Source organism: uncultured Arenimonas sp. (genome assembly GCF_963976025.1).
In the GTDB taxonomy this organism is placed as follows: domain Bacteria; phylum Pseudomonadota; class Gammaproteobacteria; order Xanthomonadales; family Xanthomonadaceae; genus Arenimonas.
Genome location: NZ_CAXBJS010000035.1, coordinates 1 through 20,582 on the forward strand (window position 1 = coordinate 1; position 20,582 = coordinate 20,582).

General features: G+C 69.4%; 19 protein-coding genes and 1 rRNA gene. 9 read left to right on the forward strand and 11 right to left on the reverse strand.

Annotation, left to right across the window (positions count from 1 at the left end; translation table 11 throughout):
* The 3 genes from AACZ35_RS04275 to tyrS all read right to left on the reverse strand — a co-directional run.
* A 16S ribosomal RNA gene (locus AACZ35_RS04275) occupies window positions 1-358 on the reverse strand; the annotation flags it as partial.
* 319 nt (window positions 359-677) lie between these two features.
* A complete protein-coding gene (locus AACZ35_RS04280; protein ID WP_339826460.1) occupies window positions 678-1,175 on the reverse strand; it encodes an MgtC/SapB family protein in 498 nt (165 codons plus the stop codon).
* Window positions 1,176-1,201: 26 nt separating this feature from the next.
* On the reverse strand, window positions 1,202-2,413 hold the full coding sequence (gene tyrS, locus AACZ35_RS04285; RefSeq protein ID WP_339826462.1) for a tyrosine--tRNA ligase: 1,212 nt from the start codon (window positions 2,411-2,413) through the stop codon (window positions 1,202-1,204).
* A gap of 180 nt (window positions 2,414-2,593) precedes the next feature.
* Between tyrS and AACZ35_RS04290 the strand changes: the two genes are divergently transcribed.
* Window positions 2,594-3,886, forward strand: a complete 1,293-nt coding sequence (locus AACZ35_RS04290) for a peptidoglycan DD-metalloendopeptidase family protein (RefSeq protein ID WP_339826464.1) — start codon at window positions 2,594-2,596, stop codon at window positions 3,884-3,886.
* Between the two features lie 4 nt (window positions 3,887-3,890).
* The gene (locus tag AACZ35_RS04295; protein ID WP_339826466.1) at window positions 3,891-5,024 is read left to right on the forward strand and encodes an anhydro-N-acetylmuramic acid kinase; all 1,134 of its coding nucleotides are present in this window, start codon (window positions 3,891-3,893) and stop codon (window positions 5,022-5,024) included.
* A 12-nt stretch (window positions 5,025-5,036) separates the two neighbouring features.
* Here the strand turns inward: AACZ35_RS04295 and AACZ35_RS04300 are convergent, their stop codons facing one another.
* The 3 genes from AACZ35_RS04300 to AACZ35_RS04310 form a co-directional block, all read right to left on the reverse strand.
* Window positions 5,037-5,327, reverse strand: coding sequence for a hypothetical protein (locus AACZ35_RS04300; protein ID WP_339826468.1), 291 nt, complete (start codon window positions 5,325-5,327; stop codon window positions 5,037-5,039).
* A 63-nt stretch (window positions 5,328-5,390) separates the two neighbouring features.
* Window positions 5,391-6,701: an MFS transporter gene (locus AACZ35_RS04305; RefSeq protein ID WP_339826470.1), complete on the reverse strand. Its 1,311-nt coding sequence runs from the start codon at window positions 6,699-6,701 to the stop codon at window positions 5,391-5,393.
* Window positions 6,698-7,465, reverse strand: a complete 768-nt coding sequence (locus tag AACZ35_RS04310) for an exodeoxyribonuclease III (protein ID WP_339826472.1) — start codon at window positions 7,463-7,465, stop codon at window positions 6,698-6,700. The genes AACZ35_RS04305 and AACZ35_RS04310 overlap by 4 nt, the downstream gene beginning before the upstream one ends.
* A gap of 112 nt (window positions 7,466-7,577) precedes the next feature.
* On the opposite strand from AACZ35_RS04310, the gene pyrE reads away from it, so the two are divergent.
* Window positions 7,578-8,225: an orotate phosphoribosyltransferase gene (gene pyrE, locus AACZ35_RS04315; RefSeq protein ID WP_339826474.1), complete on the forward strand. Its 648-nt coding sequence runs from the start codon at window positions 7,578-7,580 to the stop codon at window positions 8,223-8,225.
* 16 nt (window positions 8,226-8,241) lie between these two features.
* A complete protein-coding gene (locus tag AACZ35_RS04320) occupies window positions 8,242-8,931 on the forward strand; it encodes a DUF4124 domain-containing protein (protein WP_339826476.1) in 690 nt (229 codons plus the stop codon).
* Between the two features lie 14 nt (window positions 8,932-8,945).
* Here the strand turns inward: AACZ35_RS04320 and AACZ35_RS04325 are convergent, their stop codons facing one another.
* Genes AACZ35_RS04325 through coaBC form a run of 3 tightly spaced genes read right to left on the reverse strand, consistent with a single transcriptional unit; the run spans window position 8,946 to window position 12,970 of the window.
* The gene (locus tag AACZ35_RS04325; RefSeq protein ID WP_339826478.1) at window positions 8,946-11,273 is read right to left on the reverse strand and encodes a phosphomannomutase/phosphoglucomutase; all 2,328 of its coding nucleotides are present in this window, start codon (window positions 11,271-11,273) and stop codon (window positions 8,946-8,948) included.
* A gap of 36 nt (window positions 11,274-11,309) precedes the next feature.
* Window positions 11,310-11,768 carry a dUTP diphosphatase gene (dut, locus tag AACZ35_RS04330; RefSeq protein ID WP_339826480.1) on the reverse strand — a complete coding sequence of 153 codons (459 nt, stop codon included), beginning with the start codon at window positions 11,766-11,768 and terminating at the stop codon, window positions 11,310-11,312.
* Window positions 11,765-12,970: a bifunctional phosphopantothenoylcysteine decarboxylase/phosphopantothenate--cysteine ligase CoaBC gene (coaBC, locus tag AACZ35_RS04335; protein ID WP_339826482.1), complete on the reverse strand. Its 1,206-nt coding sequence runs from the start codon at window positions 12,968-12,970 to the stop codon at window positions 11,765-11,767. The genes dut and coaBC overlap by 4 nt, the downstream gene beginning before the upstream one ends.
* A 93-nt stretch (window positions 12,971-13,063) precedes the next feature.
* Between coaBC and radC the strand changes: the two genes are divergently transcribed.
* From radC to AACZ35_RS04360, 5 genes are all read left to right on the forward strand, one after another.
* Window positions 13,064-13,738, forward strand: a complete 675-nt coding sequence (gene radC / locus AACZ35_RS04340) for a DNA repair protein RadC (RefSeq protein ID WP_339826484.1) — start codon at window positions 13,064-13,066, stop codon at window positions 13,736-13,738.
* Between the two features lie 75 nt (window positions 13,739-13,813).
* Window positions 13,814-14,842 carry a hypothetical protein gene (locus AACZ35_RS04345; protein ID WP_339826486.1) on the forward strand — a complete coding sequence of 343 codons (1,029 nt, stop codon included), beginning with the start codon at window positions 13,814-13,816 and terminating at the stop codon, window positions 14,840-14,842.
* A 196-nt stretch (window positions 14,843-15,038) separates the two neighbouring features.
* Window positions 15,039-16,802, forward strand: coding sequence for an arginine--tRNA ligase (argS, locus tag AACZ35_RS04350; protein WP_339826488.1), 1,764 nt, complete (start codon window positions 15,039-15,041; stop codon window positions 16,800-16,802).
* Window positions 16,802-17,386: an SPOR domain-containing protein gene (locus tag AACZ35_RS04355; protein ID WP_339826490.1), complete on the forward strand. Its 585-nt coding sequence runs from the start codon at window positions 16,802-16,804 to the stop codon at window positions 17,384-17,386. The genes argS and AACZ35_RS04355 overlap by 1 nt, the downstream gene beginning before the upstream one ends.
* Window positions 17,387-17,410: 24 nt before the next feature.
* On the forward strand, window positions 17,411-17,809 hold the full coding sequence (locus tag AACZ35_RS04360) for a hypothetical protein (protein ID WP_339826492.1): 399 nt from the start codon (window positions 17,411-17,413) through the stop codon (window positions 17,807-17,809).
* Here AACZ35_RS04360 and AACZ35_RS04365 read toward each other — a convergent pair.
* Window positions 17,796-18,647 (reverse strand): NAD(P)-dependent oxidoreductase, encoded by an 852-nt coding sequence (locus AACZ35_RS04365; RefSeq protein ID WP_339826494.1) that lies wholly within the window; start codon window positions 18,645-18,647, stop codon window positions 17,796-17,798. The two genes, AACZ35_RS04360 and AACZ35_RS04365, sit on opposite strands and share 14 nt — an antisense overlap.
* Window positions 18,644-20,548, reverse strand: coding sequence for an arginine decarboxylase (gene speA / locus AACZ35_RS04370; RefSeq protein WP_339826496.1), 1,905 nt, complete (start codon window positions 20,546-20,548; stop codon window positions 18,644-18,646). The genes AACZ35_RS04365 and speA overlap by 4 nt, the downstream gene beginning before the upstream one ends.
* Between the last annotated feature and the right edge of the window lie 34 nt (window positions 20,549-20,582).

The following is a 20,582-nucleotide window of genomic DNA, read 5'->3' on the forward strand; positions in this document are numbered from 1 at the left end:
ACTGCTGCCTCCCGTAGGAGTCTGGACCGTGTCTCAGTTCCAGTGTGGCTGATCATCCTCTCAGACCAGCTACGGATCGTCGCCTTGGTGAGCCTTTACCTCACCAACTAGCTAATCCGACATCGGCTCATCCAATCGCGCAAGGCCCGAAGGTCCCCTGCTTTCACCCGTAGGTCGTATGCGGTATTAGCGTAAGTTTCCCTACGTTATCCCCCACAACTGGGTAGATTCCGATGTATTCCTCACCCGTCCGCCGCTCGCCACCCAGAGAGCAAGCTCTCCTGTGCTGCCGCTCGACTTGCATGTGTTAGGCCTGCCGCCAGCGTTCACTCTGAGCCAGGATCAAACTCTTCAGTTAAAGCTTAAAGCTTTGTCTGCAGATGCTCGACCTTGACTTCTTATCGCTTGATAACTCAATTGACTTAAAGCTCTTGGCTGAACGTCTGCAAGAAATGGACTCATCCATCCCCAGCAGGCGCCCGCACAAATTTCCTGCGCACACTGTCAAAGATCATCAAACCCGGCGGCCTTCCGGCCTGCCATCCCAGGGCGTTTCGCTCAAGGGAGCCGCACATTATACGAGAGTTTCGGAGGACGTCAACACCTTCGCGCCGACTTATTTCCGCCCCCCCAGCGCCGTCCGGGCCGTCGAGGGCCGCGAACTATAGCGGCATGGATCAGGATTGGGAAGAGGGGGTGTCGCCTGCCTTGCTGCGGCGGCGTTCCAGCCAGCCCAGGAGCACCAGTACGGCCAGGGTCAACGCGGTTGCGCCCACCGCCAGCACGTAGCTGTGCACGCCCACGGCAATGCCTATGACCGCGACCATCAGCAGCGAAGCGGCCGTGGTGATGCCCGTGATGACCGACTCGCTGCCGTTGCGGAAGATCGTGCCGGCGCCCAGGAAGCCCACGGCCGCGACCATGGCCTCGATGAGGCGTATCGGGTCGATGCGCACCAGGTCGCTGTAGACCTCGGCCGAATAGCGGTGCGCCAGCAGGTCCACCAGTCCGACCAGCAAGGCCGCGGCGCCGGCCACCAGCATGTGCGTGCGAAAGCCCGCAGGCCGGTTTTTCATTTCGCGCTCGTAGCCGATGGCGCCGCCCAGCATCATGGCTACCAGCATGGTGCCGACCAGCTGCAGCTGCAGTTGCCAGTTTTCGAACAGACCGTCCATCGCGCCTCCGTGTCCGGGCGCGGGCTTCAGGCCTGGGTGAGGCGCACCCGCGCGAAGTTGCGCTTGCCAACCTGCAACACGCCTTCAAAACCGGCGGTGAACAGGCGCTGCGGATCTTCGAAGACCTCGCCGTCGATGCGCACCGCGCGTTCCTTCAACTTGCGATTGCCTTCGGAGTTCGAAGCCACCAGGCCCGCGGCTACCAGCAGTGCGGCGATGCGCAGGCCTTCGGCCGGCACGGCGATGTCGGACTGCGGCAGCAGCGACGTATCCCCTTCGCCGCGCACCACCGCGTGCCAGCCGGCGACGGCCTGTTCGGCCGCAGCGGCGCCGTGGAAACGCGCCGCCAGTTCGCGGGCAAGGCCGAGTTTGGCGTCACGCGGATTGAGCGCGCCCGAAGCGACGTCCTGCTTCATCCGTGCAAGCGCGGCAAGCGAGACGTCGAAGCTCAGCAGTTCGTACCAGCGCCACATCAGCTCGTCGCCGACCTTCATCGCCTTGGTGACGATGTCGATCGCCGGTTCGTTGATGCCGATGTAGTTGCCCAGCGACTTGGACATCTTGTTGACGCCGTCCAGGCCTTCGAGCAGCGGCATGGTCAGCACCACCTGCGGCTTCTGGCCGTAGTGTTCCTGCAGGCCGCGGCCCATCAGCAGGTTGAACTTCTGGTCGGTGCCGCCCAGCTCGACGTCGGCCTCCAGCGCCACCGAGTCGTAGCCCTGCACCAGCGGGTAGAGGAATTCGTGGATGGCGATCGACTGCTGCGCCGCATAACGCTTGGCGAAGTCATCGCGCTCGAGCATGCGGGCCACGGTGTGCTGGCCGGCCAGGCGGATCATGTCGGCCGCCGCCATCTTGCCGAACCACTCGGAATTGAAGCGCACTTCGGTGCGCTCGCGGTCGAGCACCTTGAACACCTGGTCTTCGTAGGTTCGCGCATTGGCGGCCACGTCCTCGGGCGTGAGCGGCTTGCGGGTGGCGTTCTTGCCGGTGGGGTCGCCGATCATTCCGGTGAAGTCGCCGATCAGGAAGATCACCCGATGGCCCAGGTCCTGGAACTGCCGCATCTTGTTGAGCAGCACCGTATGGCCGATGTGCAGGTCGGGCGCGGTCGGGTCGAAACCCGCCTTGACCCGCAGCGGACGGCCCTCGCGCAGGCGGGCGGCCAGTTCGGCGGGCTTGAGGATCTCGTCGGCGCCGCGGCCGATCAGTTCCAGGGCGTGGTCGATGTCAGACATGTATGGGGCGTTCCGGGGCAGGGTCGGCCAGGCGGCCGTGGTTAAACTGAGGTTAATGTAAAGTTAAAGCGAGCAGACGGAAAAATCCAGCAGGGACAAGGGTTTGACGCTGGTATTTATTGCTGGTTATCGTAGCCCGACATCACCACTTGGCGGGGGAAGCCCTTGCAACACCGCGAAATGTTTTCCCCCAGCCGCTGGTCCCGGGATCACTGGATCCTCGCCAGCCTGTTTGCCGCCCTGGCCGTGCTCGTTGCCACCATCATCCCCGGTTTCGCCTCCGCCATGCGCGGGGCTGAAGAAGCCGAGGTCCGGCGCGTGGTCGAACTGGCGCTGCCGCCTCCGGAAAAGGACGACCCGTCCCCGGCCGCAGCCAGCGGTCCGGCCTGGCAGTCGGTGACGGTGGAAAACGGCCAAACCCTGGGCGCGGTGTTCTCCGACATGGGCGTGCCGGCCACCGTGATGCTGCAGGTGCTCGACCTGCCCAGCGCCAAGAAGGCGCTTTCGCGGGTGCGCGCCGGCGCCGAACTGGGCTTCGACCTGGGTCCGGCCGGTGAACTGCGCGGCCTGCGCTTCGAGCGCGACGAAGGCGCCAACGTCGAAATCCAGCTGGTCGGTGGCAAGTACGAAGAGAAGGTGATCGAGCGCCCGCTCGAGCGCCGCGTCATGATCGCCAGCGGCGAGATCGACAGCTCGCTTTACGCGGCCGGCGCCAAGGCCGGCCTGGGCCCGGCGGTCATCAACGAAATGGCCAACGCCTTCTCCTACGACATTGACTTCACCCAGGACCTGCGCGTCGGCGACAGCTTCCAGGTGGTTTACGAAGAAATCTGGCGCGACGGCGAACGCCTGCGCAGCGGTGGCCTGGTGGCCGCCAGCTTCCACAACCGCGGCAAGGAATTCACCGCCCTGCGCTTCGAGCGCAAGGGCAAGGCGGAATATTTCGACCTCGCCGGCCGGCCGCTGAAGAAAGGCTTCATGCGCATGCCGATCGAGTTCGCCCGCATCAGCTCGCGCTTCAACCCCAACCGCAAGCACCCGGTGCTGGGCACCGTGCGCGCGCACAAAGGCGTGGACTACGCCGCCGTCACCGGCACGCCGATCATGTCCGCCGGCGACGGCCGCATCGCCTTCGCCGGCTGGCAGCGTGGTTACGGCCGCACCATCATCGTCGACCACGGCCGCGGCTACACCACGCTGTATGCGCACATGTCCCGCCTGGGCAAGTACAAGGTCGGCCAGCGCGTGCAGCAGGGCGCCACCATCGGTTACGTCGGCGCCACCGGCCTGGCCAGCGGCCCGCACCTGCACTACGAATTCCGCGTCAACGGCGCCCACCGCGACCCGCTGACGGTCACCATGCCCAAGCCCGATCCGCTGACCGGCGCCGAACTGGCCGCCTTCCGCGCCGCCACGGCCCCGGCCATGGCCCAGCTCAAGCGCGTCGGCGGAACCCGCCTGGCCTCGCGCTGACGCCATGGCGCCTTCCGGCGACCCTCTCAAGCCCGCCGCCACCGACGGCGGGCTTTTTCTTGGCCTGATCTCGGGCACCAGCGCCGACGGCATCGACGCCGCCCTGGTGCGCTTCGAGCCGTCGGCACGGGTGCTGTTCGGCCGCACCTATGCCCTGCCCCCGGATCTGCTGGCCGACGTGCTGCGGCTCTCGCAGGCCGACGCACGGCTGAGCCTGGACGAGGTCGGCCGGCTCGACACCCGGCTTGGCCAGGCGTTCGCGCAGGCCGCGGGCCAGGCCCTGGCCGATGCCGGCGTGGCCGCCGGTGACGTCACCGCCATCGGATCGCACGGCCAGACCCTGCGCCACGACCCCCGCGGCGCCGCGCCCTTCACCCAGCAGCTGGGCGACGCCAGCGTCATCGCCGAAACCACCGGCATCACCACCGTCGCCGACTTCCGCCGCCGCGACGTCGCCGCCGGCGGCCAGGGCGCGCCGCTGATGCCGGCTTTCCACGCGGCCGTGCTGCGCGACCCTGGTGAAGACCGCGCGGTGCTCAACCTGGGCGGCATCGCCAACCTGAGCCTGATGCCGCGCCATGGCGAGGTCCGCGGCTTCGACACCGGCCCGGCCAACGGCCTGATGGACGCCTGGTGCCTGGTGCATCGCCAGCAACCCTATGACCGCGGCGGCGCCTTTGCCGCCGAGGGCCAGGTGGATCAAACGCTGCTGGCGACGCTGCTGGCCGACCCCTGGTTCGCCCTGCCGCCGCCCAAGAGCACCGGCCGCGACCAGTTCCAGCTGCAGTGGCTGCAGGCCCGGCTGGGTGGGCAGTCGCCGGCCGACGTGCAGGCCACCCTGTGCGAACTCAGCGCCGCCAGCGTGGCCGATGCCCTGCTGCGGGAAATGCCGGACTGCAGCCGCCTGCTGGCCTGCGGCGGCGGCGTGCACAACCCGGAGCTGATGCGGCGCCTGGCGGCGCGGCTGGCCGGCGTCACCGTGGCCAGCACGGCCAGCGTCGGCATCGATCCTGATTTCGTGGAAGCCGCCGGCTTCGCCTGGCTGGCCCGGGAAACCCTGGCCGGCCGGCCGGGCAACCTGCCGGCGGTCACCGGCGCCCGCGGGCCGCGCATATTGGGTGCAATCCACCGCGCCTGAGGGCGCGGTCGCCTACTCGCCCGGCTTCTTCGCCGGCGGCGCCATGTACGACGGGGCGTCGTCAGGCAGGCTGTTGAGCGCTTCCATGGCCTCGGCGAAGGCCCGGCTTTCGTCGTCGTTCCAGGAGCCGGTCAGGCGGGCGATGTCGCCCGGCTCCGGCGCCGGTTCGGGTTCGATGATGCCCAGGGCCTGCTTGAGCAGGTGCAGGATGACGTCGTTGAGCGGCCAGCCCTTCTGGCGAGCCATCTCCTTGATGCGCTCGGCAATACGCTCGTCGATGTCGCGCAACAGGAAGTCGGCCATGGCCTCGATCCTCGGGGGGACGCCCAGCATACGGCCACGGGCGACGATGGCAAGGCCGGGGATTCAGCCAGCGTTGCCCCGGTAGCCGGCGTCGCCCAGGGATTGTTCGATAAGACCGGCCCGCAGCATGAACAGATACAGCAGCAGGCCGGGCAGCGCCACGACGGTGGTGAGCAGGTAGAACTGCACGTAACCCAGCGATTCGATCAGCGCGCCGGCCGTGGTGCCGGTGACCAGTCGCCCGACCACGCTGGCCGCCGCCGACAGCAGCGCGAACTGCGTGGCGGTGAAGGCCAGGTTGCACAGCGCCGACAGATAGGCGACCACGACCACGCCACCGATGCCGCTGGCCAGGTTCTCGAAGCCGATGGTGAAGGCCAGCAGGGCGTTCGAATGCCCGACCGACGCCAGCCAGGCGAAGCTGAGGTTGGACACCGCCATCAGCGCCAGCGCGACAAGCACCGAACGTTTCATGCCGATGGCCGCGTACATCATGCCGCCCAGGAAAATACCGGCCAGCATCGCCACGAAGCCGAAACCGACGTCGTAGGTGGCGATTTCGTCGTTGGTGAATCCCAGGTCGTTGAGCAGCAGCCGCAGCGTCAGGTTGGCCAGGGTGTCGCCGATCTTGTGCAGCAGCACGAACAGCAGAACCAGGAACGCGCCGCGGCGCCGGAAGAATTCCAGCAGCGGGCCGGCGGTGGCTTCCCAGGCCTGGCGCAGGCCGCGATGGGTGGCGATTACCACGTGGCGCGCCGGTTCGCCCAGCACCAGGCCGGTCAGCATCGCCGGCAGCGCAAACGCCGCGCACAGCAGGTAGGCCAGCGACCAGCCATGGCGGGCGGCGACGTAAAGCGCCAGCGAGCCCGCGGCCACCGAACCGATGCGCCAGCCGTACTGGGACAAGCCCGAGCCCACGCCCAGCTGTTCGGGTTTCAGGGTTTCAATGCGGTAGGCATCAATGACGATGTCGTAGGTGGCGCCGGCCGCGCCCACCGCCACCGCCGCCATGGCAAACAGCCCGAGGTTGGCCGTCGGGTCCAGGAAGGCCAGCCAGGTCACGGCGGCCATCGCCAGCGTGCCGGCCAGCACCAGCCAGGACACGCGCTGGCCCAGGCGGCCCAGCAGCGGCAGCCGCACCGAATCGACGAGTGGCGCCCACAGGAACTTGATGTTGTAGACCAGGAAGGCGAGCGAAAACGCCGTCACCGCCTTCTTGTCGATGCCGTCCTGGGCCAGGCGCGTGGTCAGCGTGGCGCCGATCATGGCGTAGGGAAATCCCGAGGAAATGCCCAGCATCAGCGCGGCGATCGGCTCGCGCTGCACGTAGGGCTTGAGCCCGGCGCCCAGCCGGTCGAGCCAGGTAAGGCTCACGCGTAGTCCACCAGGTAGGGCGCGTGGTCGCTGAACTTGGGTTCGGGGTGGATGCTGCAGTCGCGCAGGCGGTCGCGCAGCGACGGCGACACGACCTGGTAATCGATGCGCCAGCCAACGTTCTTGGCGCGGGCGGCGCCGCGCTGGCTCCACCAGGTGTAGTCCTCGCCATCGGGGCGCAGGTGGCGGTAGCTGTCGACCCAGCCGCGCTCGTTGAAGAGTTTGTCGAGCCAGGCGCGCTCCTCGGGCAGGCAGCCGGAGTTTTTCTGGTTGGACGTCCAGTTACGGATGTCCTTGCGGGTGTGCACGATGTTCCAGTCGCCGCAGATCACGTAGTCGCGGCCGCTGGCCAGCCACTGGTCGAAGATGGGCATGATCCAGTCCATGCAGCGGAACTTGTAGTCCTGGCGCACATCGCCCGACGAACCGGACGGGAAATACAGCGACACCACGCTGAGGTTGCCGAAACGCGCCTCGATGTAGCGCCCTTCTTCGTCGAAGTCGGGCCAGCCCAGGCCGGTAAGCACCTCGTCCGGCGCCTGCCGGCTGTAGATGCCGACGCCGCTGTAGCCCTTCCTGGTGGTCGCGTCGCGGAAATGGGCGTGGTAGCCGGCCGGGCGCAGGTCGGGGGCGCCGAGCTGGTGCTCCTGGGCTTTTGTTTCCTGGATGCAGACGATGTCGGCGTCCTGCCCCGGCAGCCAGTCGAAAAAACCCTTGCTGGCCGCCGAACGGATGCCGTTGGCGTTGAAACTGATGATTCTCAAGGTGGGGGGACCCGTTCGATTTACCGGAAAGGTTAGCCCAAACCCGCGCCGGCGCGGGTGCCCGCGGCGGGCCGGCTGTTGCACAATCGGGTTTTGCCCACCGGGTCGCCCCATGAAACCGCACCAGAGCCGCTTCCTGGACCTGGCGCTGGACCGGCAGGTCCTGCGTTTTGGCCAGTTCACCCTCAAGTCCGGCCGCACCAGCCCGTATTTCTTCAACGCCGGCCTGTTCGACTCCGGCGCTGCGCTCAAGGCCCTGGGCGAGTGTTACGCAGACGCGCTCGATGCTTCCGGCCTGGCCTACGACATGCTGTTCGGGCCCGCCTACAAGGGCATCCCGCTGGCCACCGCGCTGTCGGTGGCGCTGGCCGCGCGCGGCCGCGACGTGCCGGTGGCCTTCAACCGCAAGGAAGCCAAGGCCCACGGCGAGGGCGGCAGCCTGATCGGCGCGCCGGTGCGCGGCCGGGTGCTGATCGTGGACGACGTGATCACCGCCGGCACCGCCATCCGTGAATCCATCCGCACGATTACCGACGCCGGCGGCGAAGCCTGCGGCGTGCTGATCGCGCTCGACCGCCAGGAACGCGGCCAGGAAGGTGAACGTTCGGCCGCCGAAGAAGTCACGGCGGAGTTCGGCCTGCCCGTTCATGCCGTCGCCGGCCTGGACGAACTGCTGGCCCACGCCGACGAGCGGCCCGGGCTGGCCGGGCACAAGGACGCCCTGGTGGCGTATCGTGCGGCCTATGGAAGCCGTCGCTGAACGCCGGAGCCCCCGCATGAAGACCCGACTGACCTGCATCGCCCTCGCCGTCCTGCTTGCCTCCGGCGCCGCCGCCGGCGAGGACAAGGCCAAGAAGCTCTACCGCTGGGTGGACAAGGACGGCAAGGTCCAGTTCTCCGACACCCTGCCGCCCGAAGCACTGGAACAGGCCCGCACCGAGATCAGCGCCAGCAGCGGCCGCACCACCGGTGAAGTCGGCCGCGCGCTCACGCCCGAAGAACAGGCCGAAGCCGACCGCCTGGCCGCCGAACAGGAAGTGCAGCGGCGCGCCGACGAAAAGGAGCGCCAGACCGAAGAAGCCATGCTGGCCTCCTTCCAGACCGAAGAAGACCTGCGCCGCTCCTACGGCGTGCGCGTCACCCTGATGCAGGAAAACCTCAACGCCATCGAGGCCGGCATCGGCAGCCAGCGCAACAGCCTGACCAGCCTGCTGGCCGACGCCTCCGAAGCCGAACTGGGCGGCCGCCCGGTCAACGCCAAGCAGGCCGCGACCATCCGCGAGCTGCGCCAGGAAATGTCCAAGCAGCAGCACATGCTGGTCGTGAAACAGGCCGAGTTGATGAAGCTCGACCAGGAGCTGGAATACCTGGTCCAGCGCTTCCACGAGCTCAAGGGAAGCGGCGAAGCCGAATCGCCGGCCGCTCCCGAAGCCGCCGCGCCGGCCGGGGAAGACCCGACCGGCTGAACCGCCTCAGGCGGTCAGAACGGCAGCTGCAGGGAAGGATCGGTCGCCAGCAGCTGCTCGCGGAACGCACCCTTGATGCGCTCGAGCGCCGCTTCGTCCTTGGCATCGAAACGCAGCACCAGCACCGGCGTCGTATTCGAGGCCCGCACCAGGCCCCAGCCGTCGGGCCAGTCGGCGCGCAGGCCGTCGATGGTGGCCAGGCGCGCGCCCTCGAACTTCGCCTTGGCCAGGAAATCCTCGATGAAGGTGTACTGGCGGCCTTCCTCGACCTCGATCTTCAGCTCCGGCGTGGACACGCCCTTGGGCAGGGTGTCGAACACTTCCTGCGGCGTCTCGGCCCGGCTCGACAGGATCTCGAGCAGGCGCGCGGCGGCGTAAAGGCCGTCGTCGAAGCCGTACCAGCGTTCGCGGAAGAAGAAGTGGCCGCTCATCTCGCCGGCCAGCTCGGCTTCGGTTTCGCGCATCTTGGCCTTGATCAGGGAATGCCCGGTCTTCCACATCAGCGGGCTGCCGCCGTGGCGCAGGATGTGCATGGCCAGGTGGCCGGTGCACTTGACGTCGTAGATGATGCAGGCGCCCGGGTTGCGTTCCAGCACGTCGGCGGCGAACAGCATCAGCAGCCGGTCCGGGTAGATCATTTCACCGGACTTGGTGACCACGCCCAGGCGGTCGCCGTCGCCGTCGAAGGCCAGGCCCAGGTCGGCGTCCACGCGCTGCACCACGTTCACCAGGTCGCGGAGGTTGGCCGGGTCGCTGGGGTCGGGGTGATGGTGCGGGAAGGTGCCGTCCACTTCGCAGAACAGCGGCTCGACGTCGGCGCCGATGGCCTCGAGCAGCTGCGGCGCGTAGGCGCCGGCGATGCCGCTGCCGCAATCGACGACAACCTTGATCTTGCGCTCGATCTGGATGTCGCCGGCGATGCGGTTGATGTAGTCCTCGGCGATGTCGCGCTTGCTGGCCAGGCCGGGCTCGTCGGCCAGGTGCAGGTCGTTTTCGACGATGCGTTCGTACAGCTTCTGGATGGCGTCGCCGGCCAGGGTTTCGCCTTCGATGACGACCTTGAAGCCGTTGTAGTCCGGCGGGTTGTGGCTGCCGGTGACCGACACGCAGGAGCCCGCGCGCAGGTGGTAGGCGGCGAAATAGGTGACCGGCGTCGGCGCTTCGCCGATGTCGAAGACCTCGCGGCCGGCGCGGCGCAGGCCGTCGATAAGCGCGGCGGCCATGCGCGGCGACGACAGGCGGCCGTCGCGGCCGACCACGATCGCCTTGGCGCCCTGGGCGTGCATGACGCTGCCGATGGCCTGGCCGATCAGACGCGCGGTTTCTTCGTCCAGGGTTTTGCCGACCACGCCGCGGATGTCGTAGGCGCGGAAGATGCTGCGGTCGAGCACGGCGCGGGCCGGGCCGTCGGGCATCGGCGGCATCGGCGGTTTCTGCATGCCACTGCCGGCCTCGGGCTCGGGCGCCTTGACCTGGCCGCTGGCCTGCAGTTCGGCCAGGGTCGGGGCATTGGCCGCGGGCGCCTGGTCAGCTTCGTCGTCGTCGCCCGACTTGCGGCGCAGCTTCAGGCGCGGCTGCAGCAGCAGCCCGGCGGCCACCAGCAGGCCCAGGCCCGCCAGCAGGAAATTGCTGAGCATGCCGCCGCTGCCCGCCGGCGCCGCGGCGACCACGCGCATGCGGGTGCCGGCCACTGGCACGGCGCCGAATTCGGCGCCGTTGGCCAGTTCGGTATTGCCGCGCTCGAAGACGCTGTGGCGGCCCTGGCGCAGCGCCAGGTAGGCGCCCTCGGAAATCTCGGCCGATTCCAGCGGGCCCGTCACGGTGGCCAGCGGCAGGCGCACGTAAACCACCGACAGCACGCGGCCGTCGGCCAGCACGGGCGCGGCCAGGGCCAGGCGCGGGCCGCCGGCGTCCATCACCACCGCGGCGCGGGTGGTGTTGTCCTGCAAGGCCAGTTCCAGCACGCCCAGCTTGCCGTAGCCAAAGGCCTTGGGGTCGGCATAGGGCGCATCCAGGCCCGGGTCATGCCATTCAACGGCTTCGACTTCGGCCCAGCCGCCCTTGATCACGCCTTCGGCCGATTCCATGTCCTCGCGCTGGAGCGCCGTGGAAAGCGCAAGCCGGCCGCGCCGGTCCTCGAGCTGTGACACCGCGGCCTGCAGGCGGTTGACCACCCCGGTGCCGGCGTCGGCGCGCGCAGCGTCCACCTGCGACTGCAGTCGCGTGGCGCCCAGGTCCTGGACGCCGGCCCAGGCGAACCAGGCGGCCGCGAGCAGGGCCAGGGCGGCCAGCAGCCAGGCCGGCTTGATGGATTTGAGCGCGTTGTTTCCCGACGATTTCATGCTTCCCCCTGGTTCCGGTGCGGTTGCCCGCCCCGATCAGCGCGTGCCCGTGTGGCCAAAGCCACCTTCGCCGCGCGCGCTGAGTTCGAATTCGTCCACCTGGCGCAGCGCTGCCCGGGCAACGGGCAGGAAGACCAGCTGGGCGACACGGTCCCCCGGGCTGATGGTGAGCGGTTTCTTCCCGCGATTCCAGAGGCTCACCATGAGCGGGCCCTGGTAGTCGGCATCAATCAGCCCGACCAGGTTGCCCAGCACCAGCCCGTGTTTGTGCCCCAGGCCCGAGCGCGGAAGGATCGTGGCGCACAGTCCGGGGTCGCCGATATGAATGGCCAGGCCGGTCGGCACCAGTTCGGCCTCGCCCGGCGCAAGCTCCAGCGGCGCCTGGATCATCGCCCGCAGGTCCATGCCGGCTGAATGCGCGGTGGCGTAGTCGGGCAACGGGAACTCGCTGCCCAGGCGTTCGTCCAGGCGCTTGAATTGGATCTCGACGGTCATTCCATGGCCTCCAGGCGTTGTGCGACCAATAGCAGCAGTTCGGTGGCCACGCGCGACTTCGGGCCGTGGCCGATGTCGTGCCGGCCGTCGCGCCAGAACACGGACAGCGCGTTGTCGTCGGTTTCAAAGCCCTGGCCCGGGCGCGAAACGTCGTTGGCGGCGATCAGGTCCAGGCCCTTGCGGTGCAGTTTGTCGCGGGCGTAGGCCTCCAGGTCGCTGGTTTCGGCGGCGAAACCCACTACCAGGCGCGGGCGCGCCGCATGCGCGGCCACGTCGGCCAGGATGTCGGCGGTGCGCACCAGGGTCAGCGTCAGGCTGTCGCCGGACTTCTTCAGTTTTTGCGGCAGGGTTTCGGCCGGCGCGTAGTCGGCGACGGCGGCGGCGCCGATGTAGGCGTCCTGGCCGGGCAGCGCCGCCAGCACGGCGGCGTGCATCTGCGCCGCGCGGCGCACGTCGATGCGGGTGACACCCGGCGGCGTCGGCAGCGAAACCGGGCCGGCGACCAGCGTGACCTCGGCGCCCATGCGCCGGGCCGCGTCGGCCACGGCGAAGCCCATCTTCCCGGAGCTGCGGTTGCCCAGGAAACGCACCGGGTCGATGTCTTCGAAGGTCGGGCCGGCGCTGACCAGGATGCGCCGGCCGGCCAGGCGCGGCGGGCGCAGGCTGGCGGCGACGGCGGCGACGATGTCAGCCGGTTCGGACAGCCGGCCTTCGCCGACCTCGCCGCAGGCCTGGCCGCCGCTGCCCGGGCCGATGACCTGCACGCCGCGCGCCACCAGGGTGGCCAGGTTGGCCTGGGTGGCCGGGTGCGCCCACATCACCCGGTTCATCGCCGGCGCCACCAGCAGCGGCGCCTCGCTGGCCAGGCACAGGGTCGAAAGCAGGTCGTTGGCATGGCCCTGGGCCAGCCGGCGCAGGGTATTGGCGGTGGCGGGCGCGACCAGCACGCGGGTGGCCCAGCGGGCCAGTTCGATATGGCCCATCGCGGCCTCGGCGGCCTCGTCCCAGAGCGAACAGCGCACCGGGTGGCCGGACAGCGCCTGGAAGGTGGTGGTGCCGACGAAATGGCGGGCGGCTTCGGTCATGACCACGCGCACTTCCGCGCCCGCGTCCTGCAGGCGGCGCACCAGGTCGGCCGCCTTGTAGGCGGCGATGCCGCCGCTGACGCCGAGCAGGATGCGTTGTCCCTTCAGCTCGTCCACCGGGTTTCCTTACCTTGCTGAACGCACCTAGCTTACCCGAAGCGCCCGAACGCCCCGATGCCCCGGCGCGGCGCGGCGGGCCACCCTGCCGGCATGCGATTGCAGGACTGGCCCGAACCCGAACGACCGCGCGAAAAGCTGCTCGCCCAGGGCGCGGCGGCGCTGTCCGACGCCGAAGTACTGGCCCTGCTGCTGGGCACCGGCCAGCGCGGCGCCGACGCGGTGGCGGTGGCCCGGCGCCTGCTCGCCGAAGCCGGCGGGCTGCGTGGCCTGCTCGACCAACCCGCCCATGCCCTGGCCAGGCTACCCGGCCTGGGCATCGCCCGGGCCTGCCGGCTGGCGGCCGTGGTCGAACTGGGCCACCGGCACCTGGCCCAGGACCTGGCCCGGGGCGAAGCACTTACCGACCCCGGCAAGGCCGGCGACTACCTCACGCGCCGGCTGCGGGCCCTGCCCTACGAAGTCTTCGCCTGCCTGTTCCTGGACACGCGGCACCGGGTCATCGCCTTCGAGGAACTGTTCCGCGGCACCCTGGACGGCGCCGAAGTGCATCCGCGCGAGGTCGTGCAGCGCTGCCTGGTCCACCACGCCGCGGCGGTCATCCTGGGTCACAACCACCCCAGCGGCTGCACCGAACCCAGCGCCGCCGACCGTGCGGTCACCGCCCGCCTGCGCCAGGCCCTGGGCCTGGTCGAGGTGCGGCTGCTCGACCACTTCATCGTCGGCGACGGGCCCGCCTGTTCGATGGCCCGGCTGGGCGCCCTGTGACCGCTGCACTGGCTGCCCCCGGCCTGCTGCTACGTATACTCCGGGCAGGCAAGGGCAAAACGCTCGGGAGCAGGCGTGATCCTCGAGGTTTCAAATCTTTTCGCCGGCGACACCGTCGAGGCGGCCCTGCCCGATGCGGAGTCGGCCCGGCGCCGGCTATCGGCAAGCGATGCCAGCCTGGTGCCGCGCCTGGAGGCCATGGCCGCCCGCGCCGCCGGCCCGGGCTTCGACCCGGCCAACCTGCAGCGCCACGTCGATGTCGCCGTGCTGGGCCTTGCCCGGCTGGGCCTGCGCCACGGCCACCTGGGCGACGACCTGCACGACTACCACTGCGAAGCCCATGTCATGGAAGTCGCCGAGCGCCGCCTGGGCCACGTCATCGACGCCCTGGGCCACGGCTCGCTGGCGCCGTTGCTGTTCAGCGCCTGCCACGACCTGCGCCAGCGCGAGTCCCTGGACCCCCCGGGGCCGGTGGGCGCCAACGAAGCCGCCTCCATCGCCGAAACCTTCCGCATCCTGTCGGCCTGCGGCTTTTCGCCCGAGGCCGACCGCGACAGCTTCGTCACCCTGGAGCTGATGATCGCCGGCAGCACCTTCGACGCCCGACCGCTGCCCCACCCCGAGGCCGCCGAACTGGCCACGGCCGCCGGCGGTGCCCTGGCCCGCGGGCTGGGCCTTTGGCTCGACGGCGAACGCCCCGACTGGACCAGCGACCCGGCCGCCCGCCGGGGCGAACGCCTGGGCCGCCTGGCCGCCGACCTCGACACCGCCAACGTCGGCGAATCCTTCGACCTGCTGGCCGACAGCGCCCTGCGCCTGTGCCGCGAGCGCGAGCGCCGGTCCGGCCGCGCCCTCGGCCACGCCGAAAGCGGCCTGCCCTGCCTGGGCTTCCTGAGCCGGGGCCAGATGGCCTATTTCTTCGAACTGCACCGCTTCGCCAGCCGTGAAGGTGAACGGGTGTACGGGCCGGGCAAGATGGCCAACGGCCCGGGCGTGCGCCGGGTGTCGGCGGCGCTGCAGCAGCGTTTCGAACGGGCCCCGCCGGCCCACGGCCAGGCCGTGCTGGACGCGTTTGCCGAACTGGCCGCCGCCGAGGCGGGCTGAACCAAAAAAAGAAGGGCCGGCTTATGGCCGACCCTTGCCCCGGAACCCGGCCCGCTGGCCAGTCCGAAAGTTCTAGAGAGAGCACGTGTCTGTGCGTGCCCGGGCATTGTCGGGCCCCGGAGTGACAGCCCCATGACAGCACCCGCCTCCGGGCGCGATACAATGCCCAGTTCACCCCCGTGGAATCCAAAAAGCCGTGAAAGACCACCTTCGCGAACTCGTGGCGCAGGCCCTGCTTGATCTCAGGCGGCATGGCCGCCTGCCGCAGGACCTGCCGACCCCCGCCTTCGTGGTCGAACGCACCAAGACGCGCGAGCACGGCGACTACGCCTCGAACGTGGCGATGCTGCTGGCCAAGCCCACCGGCATGAAGCCGCGCGAGCTGGCCGACCTGCTGGTCGCCGCCCTGCCCGAATCGCAGCACGTCGAGAAGGTGGCCATCGCGGGCCCCGGCTTCATCAACTTCACGCTGGCCCGCGGCTGCCGCCTGGGCACCATCCGCCGCGTTTTCGAGCTGGGCAAGGACTACGGCCGCGCGCCCGAAGGCAGCGGCGAATCGGTGACGGTGGAATTCGTGTCCGCCAATCCCAACGGCCCGCTGCACGTCGGCCACGGTCGCGGCGCCGCCTACGGCGCCTCGGTGGCCAGCCTGCTCGACGCCGCCGGCCACAAGGTCCAGCGCGAGTATTACGTCAACGACGCCGGCCGCCAGATGGACATCCTGGCGGTGTCGGTGTGGCTGCGTTACCACGAGCTGGGCGGCGTCAACGTGCGTTTCCCGGACAACGGCTACAAGGGCGAATACGTTGTCGACATCGCCCGCGGCCTGCGCGCCAAGGCCGGCGACGGCCTGCGCCACAGCGCCATCGAGATCACCGACGGCCTGCCGCCCGACGAAGGCCAGGGCGGCGACAAGGAAACCCACGTCGATGCCCTGATCGCACGCGCCAAGCAGCTGCTGGGCGAAACCGGCTATCGGCAGGTCTTCGACGCCGGCCTGTCCTGGTGCCTGGGCGACATCCGCGACGACCTGGCCGGCTTCGGCGTCAACCACGACAACTTCTTCTCCGAACGTTCCCTGATGACCGAGGGCTACGTCGATCGCGCCATCAAGACGCTCGAAGAACAAGGCCACCTGTACGAACAGGACGGCGCACTGTGGTTCCGCGCCACCGCCTTCGGCGACGACAAGGACCGCGTCGTGCGCCGCGAAAACGGCGTCACCACCTACTTCGCCTCGGACCTGGGCTACCTGCTGAGCAAGTTCGAACGCGGCTTCGAGCGCGCCATCTACATCTTCGGCGCCGACCACCACGGTTACGTCGCGCGCCTGAAGGCCGCGGCCCAGGGCCTGGGCCTGGACCCGACGAAGATCGAGGTGCAGCTGGTGCAGTTCGCCATCCTGTTCCGCGGCGGCGAACGCGTGCAGATGTCCACCCGCGCCGGCAGCTTCGTCACCCTGCGCGAGCTGCGCGAGGAAGTGGGCACCGACGCGGCGCGCTTCTTCTACGTGATGCGCGGCAACGACCAGCACCTGGACTTCGACCTGGACCTGGCCAAGAGCCGCAGCAACGAAAACCCGGTGTATTACATCCAGTACGCCCACGCCCGCGTCAGCTCGCTGTTCGCGCAGCTGGCCGAGCGCCAGCTGAGCTACAACCGCGGCGCCTGCGAGGCCGCGCGCCAGCGCCTGGTGGAACCCCACGAGGACGTGCTGATCGACGAACTGATGCGCTTCCCGGAAGTCGTGGAAGCCGCGGCCCTGGGCCGCGCGCCCCAGATCGTCGCCAACTACCTGCGTGAGCTGGCCGCGGCCTTCCACGCCTTCTACAACGCCCAGCCGATCCTGGTCGCCGACGAAGAGCTGCGCAACGCCCGCCTGGGCCTGGCCAAGGCCACCCAGCAGGTGCTCGCCAACGGCCTGGCCCTGCTGGGCGTGTCTGCCCCGGAGAAGATGTAATGGCCCGCCGATCCAAGAACCAGGCGAAACGCAACGGCAGCCAGGGCACGCCCGGCTGGGTCTGGCTGCTCGGCGGCCTGGTCGGCGGCGCCGTCATCGTGGTGGTGCTGCTGATGCGCAACGGCGGCGACGTCGGCCAGCTGCTGCCCAAGCCCGACCCGCAGGCGCGCGCGCCGGTCGCCAGCGACGAACCCGTTGCCCAGGACGCGCCCGAACCGCGTAAGCCCAAGTACGACTTCTACGACGTGCTGCGCGACAAGGAAGTGGTGATCCCCGACGCCGAGCTCGATGCCCAGGCCCGGGCCGAAGCCGCAGCGCCGCCGAGCCCTGAAACCCCGCCGGCCACCGACGGCGTGCGCTACCTGATCCAGGCCGGCGCCTTCCGCTCCTCGTCCGACGCCGAAGCCCTGAAGGCGCGCATCGCGCTCACCGGCGAACTGGCCCGGGTGGAATCGGCGCAGATCGAAGGCGGTACCATCTACCGCGTGCGTCTGGGTCCCTACCCGAACGCCGCCAGCCTGGCCACCGCAAAGCGCGCGCTGGGCGACCATGGCATCGAGGCCCTGGCGATCAGGGCGGAATAAGGTTCAGGCGCGGAGGAACGCGCGATGGGCTGGAACATCGAGCACCTGGCGGACCAGGACGTGGTGCAGGTCACCGCGGAAGGCCTGCACGACCGGACCATGCTGCGTGACCTCACCCGCGACGCGGTGATGGCCGGCCACCAGTTCCGCGCGGCGCGTTTCCTCATCGACCATCGCCGCACCCGGCTGGCCCTGGGCGCGGCCGAAATATTCGACATGCCCAAGCGCGGCGAAGACGCCGGCTTCGGCAACGACCTGCGCATCGCGATCCTGATCGATGCCGACGGCCCGACGCGCGGCGACTTCGAGTTCTACGCCGTGCAGTGCGGCAACCTGGGCATCCACTTCATGCGGCTGTTTTTCGACCGCGACCAGGCGATGGAATGGCTTGCCGCCGACCGCGTGCCGTTCAGCCGCGCTTGAGCGTGATCAGCGCCGAGGTGTCGGCGTCGCCCTGGCCCTGTTCGACCAGCCGCGCGTAGTCGGCAAGCGCCTGCGCCACCACCGGCGCCTGCACGCCGGCGTCGCGGGCCATGCCTTCGACGATGCGCAGGTCCTTGAGCAGGTGCCCGCACTTGAAGCCGGGCACGAACTGGTTGGCCAGCATGGTGGCGCCGCGTTTTTCCAGGAACCAGTTGCCGGCGGCGCCGGCCATCAGGGTCGGCAGCAGTTTTTCAGGGTCCAGGCCCAGCTTTTCGCCCAGCGCCAGGCCTTCGCAGACCGCTTCGTTGATGCCCGCCACCAGTACCTGGTTCACCGCCTTGGTGGCCTGGCCGGCACCGGTATCGCCCATGTGGGTGATGCGCGCGGCGTAGGCCTCGAGCACGGGCCGGGCCTTGGCCAGGTCCGCTTCGCTGCCGCCGGCCATGACCGAAAGCTTGCCGTTGCGCGCGCCTTCGACGCCGCCGGACACCGGCGCGTCGACGAAGCCGATGCCACGCGCCGCGAGCAGCGCCTGGGCCTGGCGCGCGGTATCGACCGACACCGTCGAATGGTCGATGACCACGGCACCTGCCGCCAGCACCTCGGCCAGGGCCTGCACGTTTTCCAGCACGTCGGCGTCGAGCGACACGCACAGCGCGACCACGTCGCAGCCGGCGAAGTCGGCGGCCGAGGCCGCTGCGGCGACACCCAGCTCGGCCGCCAGTGCCTGCGCCTTCGCGGCCGTGCGGTTTCCTACCACGGCAAGCAGGCCGCGCCCGTGCAGGTGCCGCGCCATCGGTGCGCCCATCGCGCCCAGGCCGATGAAACCCACGCTCACGACTTCGCTCCCGAGGCGTTTTCCTCGTGCAGGTAGGTGTAGCCGGTGAGGCCGGTTTCCAGGTCCACCAGCAGCTTGGCGGCCTCGGCCGGCGGCAGGCCGGCGGCGTCCACCTTGGCCTTGTAGGCGATGCGCAGTTCGTTGAGGTCGTAGCCGACGTAGTCGAGCATCACGTCGGTGGTGTCGCCCTTGCGCTGGCGCGACACGGAGTAACCGCCGCCTTCGCCGAGCTCGACGTTGGCGGTGTCGGTGTCGCCGAACAGGTTGTGGATGTCGCCTAGGGTCTCCTGGTAGGCGCCGACCATGAAGATGCCCAGCCGGTAGCTTTCGCCCTCGCGCGGCGAGTGCAGCGCCAGCGAGCTGTCGAGCGATTCGGATTCGACGTAGCTGTCGATGCGGCCGTCGGAATCGCAGGTGAGGTCGGCGATGACGCCGCGGCGGTCGGGCACTTCGTCCAGGCGCGCGATCGGCACGATCGGGAACACCTGGTCGATGGCCCAGACGTCGGGGATCGATTCAAACACCGAGAAGTTGACGAAATACTTATCCACCAGGCGTTCGTTGAGTTCATCGAGCACGTCGCGGTGGCTGCGTTCCTGCGCCGTCAGGCGTTCGCGCACGGCGTGGGCGATGGCGTAGAACAGGTCGTCCAGGCGTGCCCGGTGGCGCAGGGTGATCTGGCCCAGCGCGTACAGGGCCTGGCCCTCGGCCAGGTGGTGCTGGGCTTCGTGGAACAGCTCCAGCGCCGGGCGTTCGCCCAGGGCCGCGTGGGTTTCGCGCAGGTGGCGGACCACCGACGGCTCGTCGTCGTCCGAACGCGGCACCTGGCCCTCGGGCGCCCGCTCGACTTCCGAAACGTTGACCACCATCACCGCGTGGTGCGCGGTCATGGCGCGGCCGGCTTCGGTGACCATGCGCGGCGGCGCGATGCCTTCTTCCGCGCAGGCTTCGGCCAGCGGCTGCACCAGGGTGTGGGCGTACTGGTCGAGGCCGTAGTTGATCGAGCAGAAGCCGCGTGAACGCGTGCCTTCGTAGTCCACGCCCAGGCCACCGCCGGAGTCCATGAAGCGCACGTTGCAGCCCAGGCGGGTGAGTTCGACGAAATAGCGCACCGCTTCGCGCATGCCGTTGGCGATGTCGCGCACGTTGGAGATCTGGCTGCCCATGTGGAAGTGCAGCAGCTGCAGGGTGTCGAGCATGTCGGCGGCCTTGAGGCGTTCGACCAGGTCGAGCACCTGGCGCGGCGAGAGGCCGAACTTGGCCTTGTCGCCGCCGCTGTTCTGCCACTTGCCGGCGCCCAGCGAGGCCAGGCGCAGGCGCACGCCCAGGCCCGGCTTCACGTCCAGGGACTTGGCTTCCTCGATGACCATCGCCAGCTCGCTGGGCTTCTCGATGACGATGAAGGTTTCCAGGCCCAGCTTGCGGCCGACCAGGGCCAGGCGGATGAACTCACGGTCCTTGTAGCCATTGCAGATGACCAGGCTGCCCGGGCGGGCCAGGCCCAGCACGGCCATCAGCTCGGGCTTGGAGCCGGCCTCGAGGCCAAAGCCTTCACCACCGGCCGCGGCCAGTTCGCCGGCAACGCCGCGGTGCTGGTTCACCTTGATCGGGTACACGGCGGTGTAGCCGCCCTGGTAGTCGAGGTCCTTCATCGCGCGGCCGAAGGCGGCCTGCAGCTTGCCCAGGCGGTCGCCCAGGATGTCGGAGAAACGCAGCAGCAGCGGCAGCTTCAGGCCGGCGTCGGTGGCCTTGGCCACGACCTCGGGCAGGGCCAGCTCGGGGCCGCCGGCGCCGCGCGGGCGCACGACCATGCGGCCCTGGCCGTCCACGTCGAAGTAGCCCTCGCTCCAGTAGGGAATGGAGTAGGTGTGGCGGGCGCGGTCGAGGGACCAGGCGGGCATGGGCGCGGATTCCGGGGGAAAGGTGGGGGCGTAG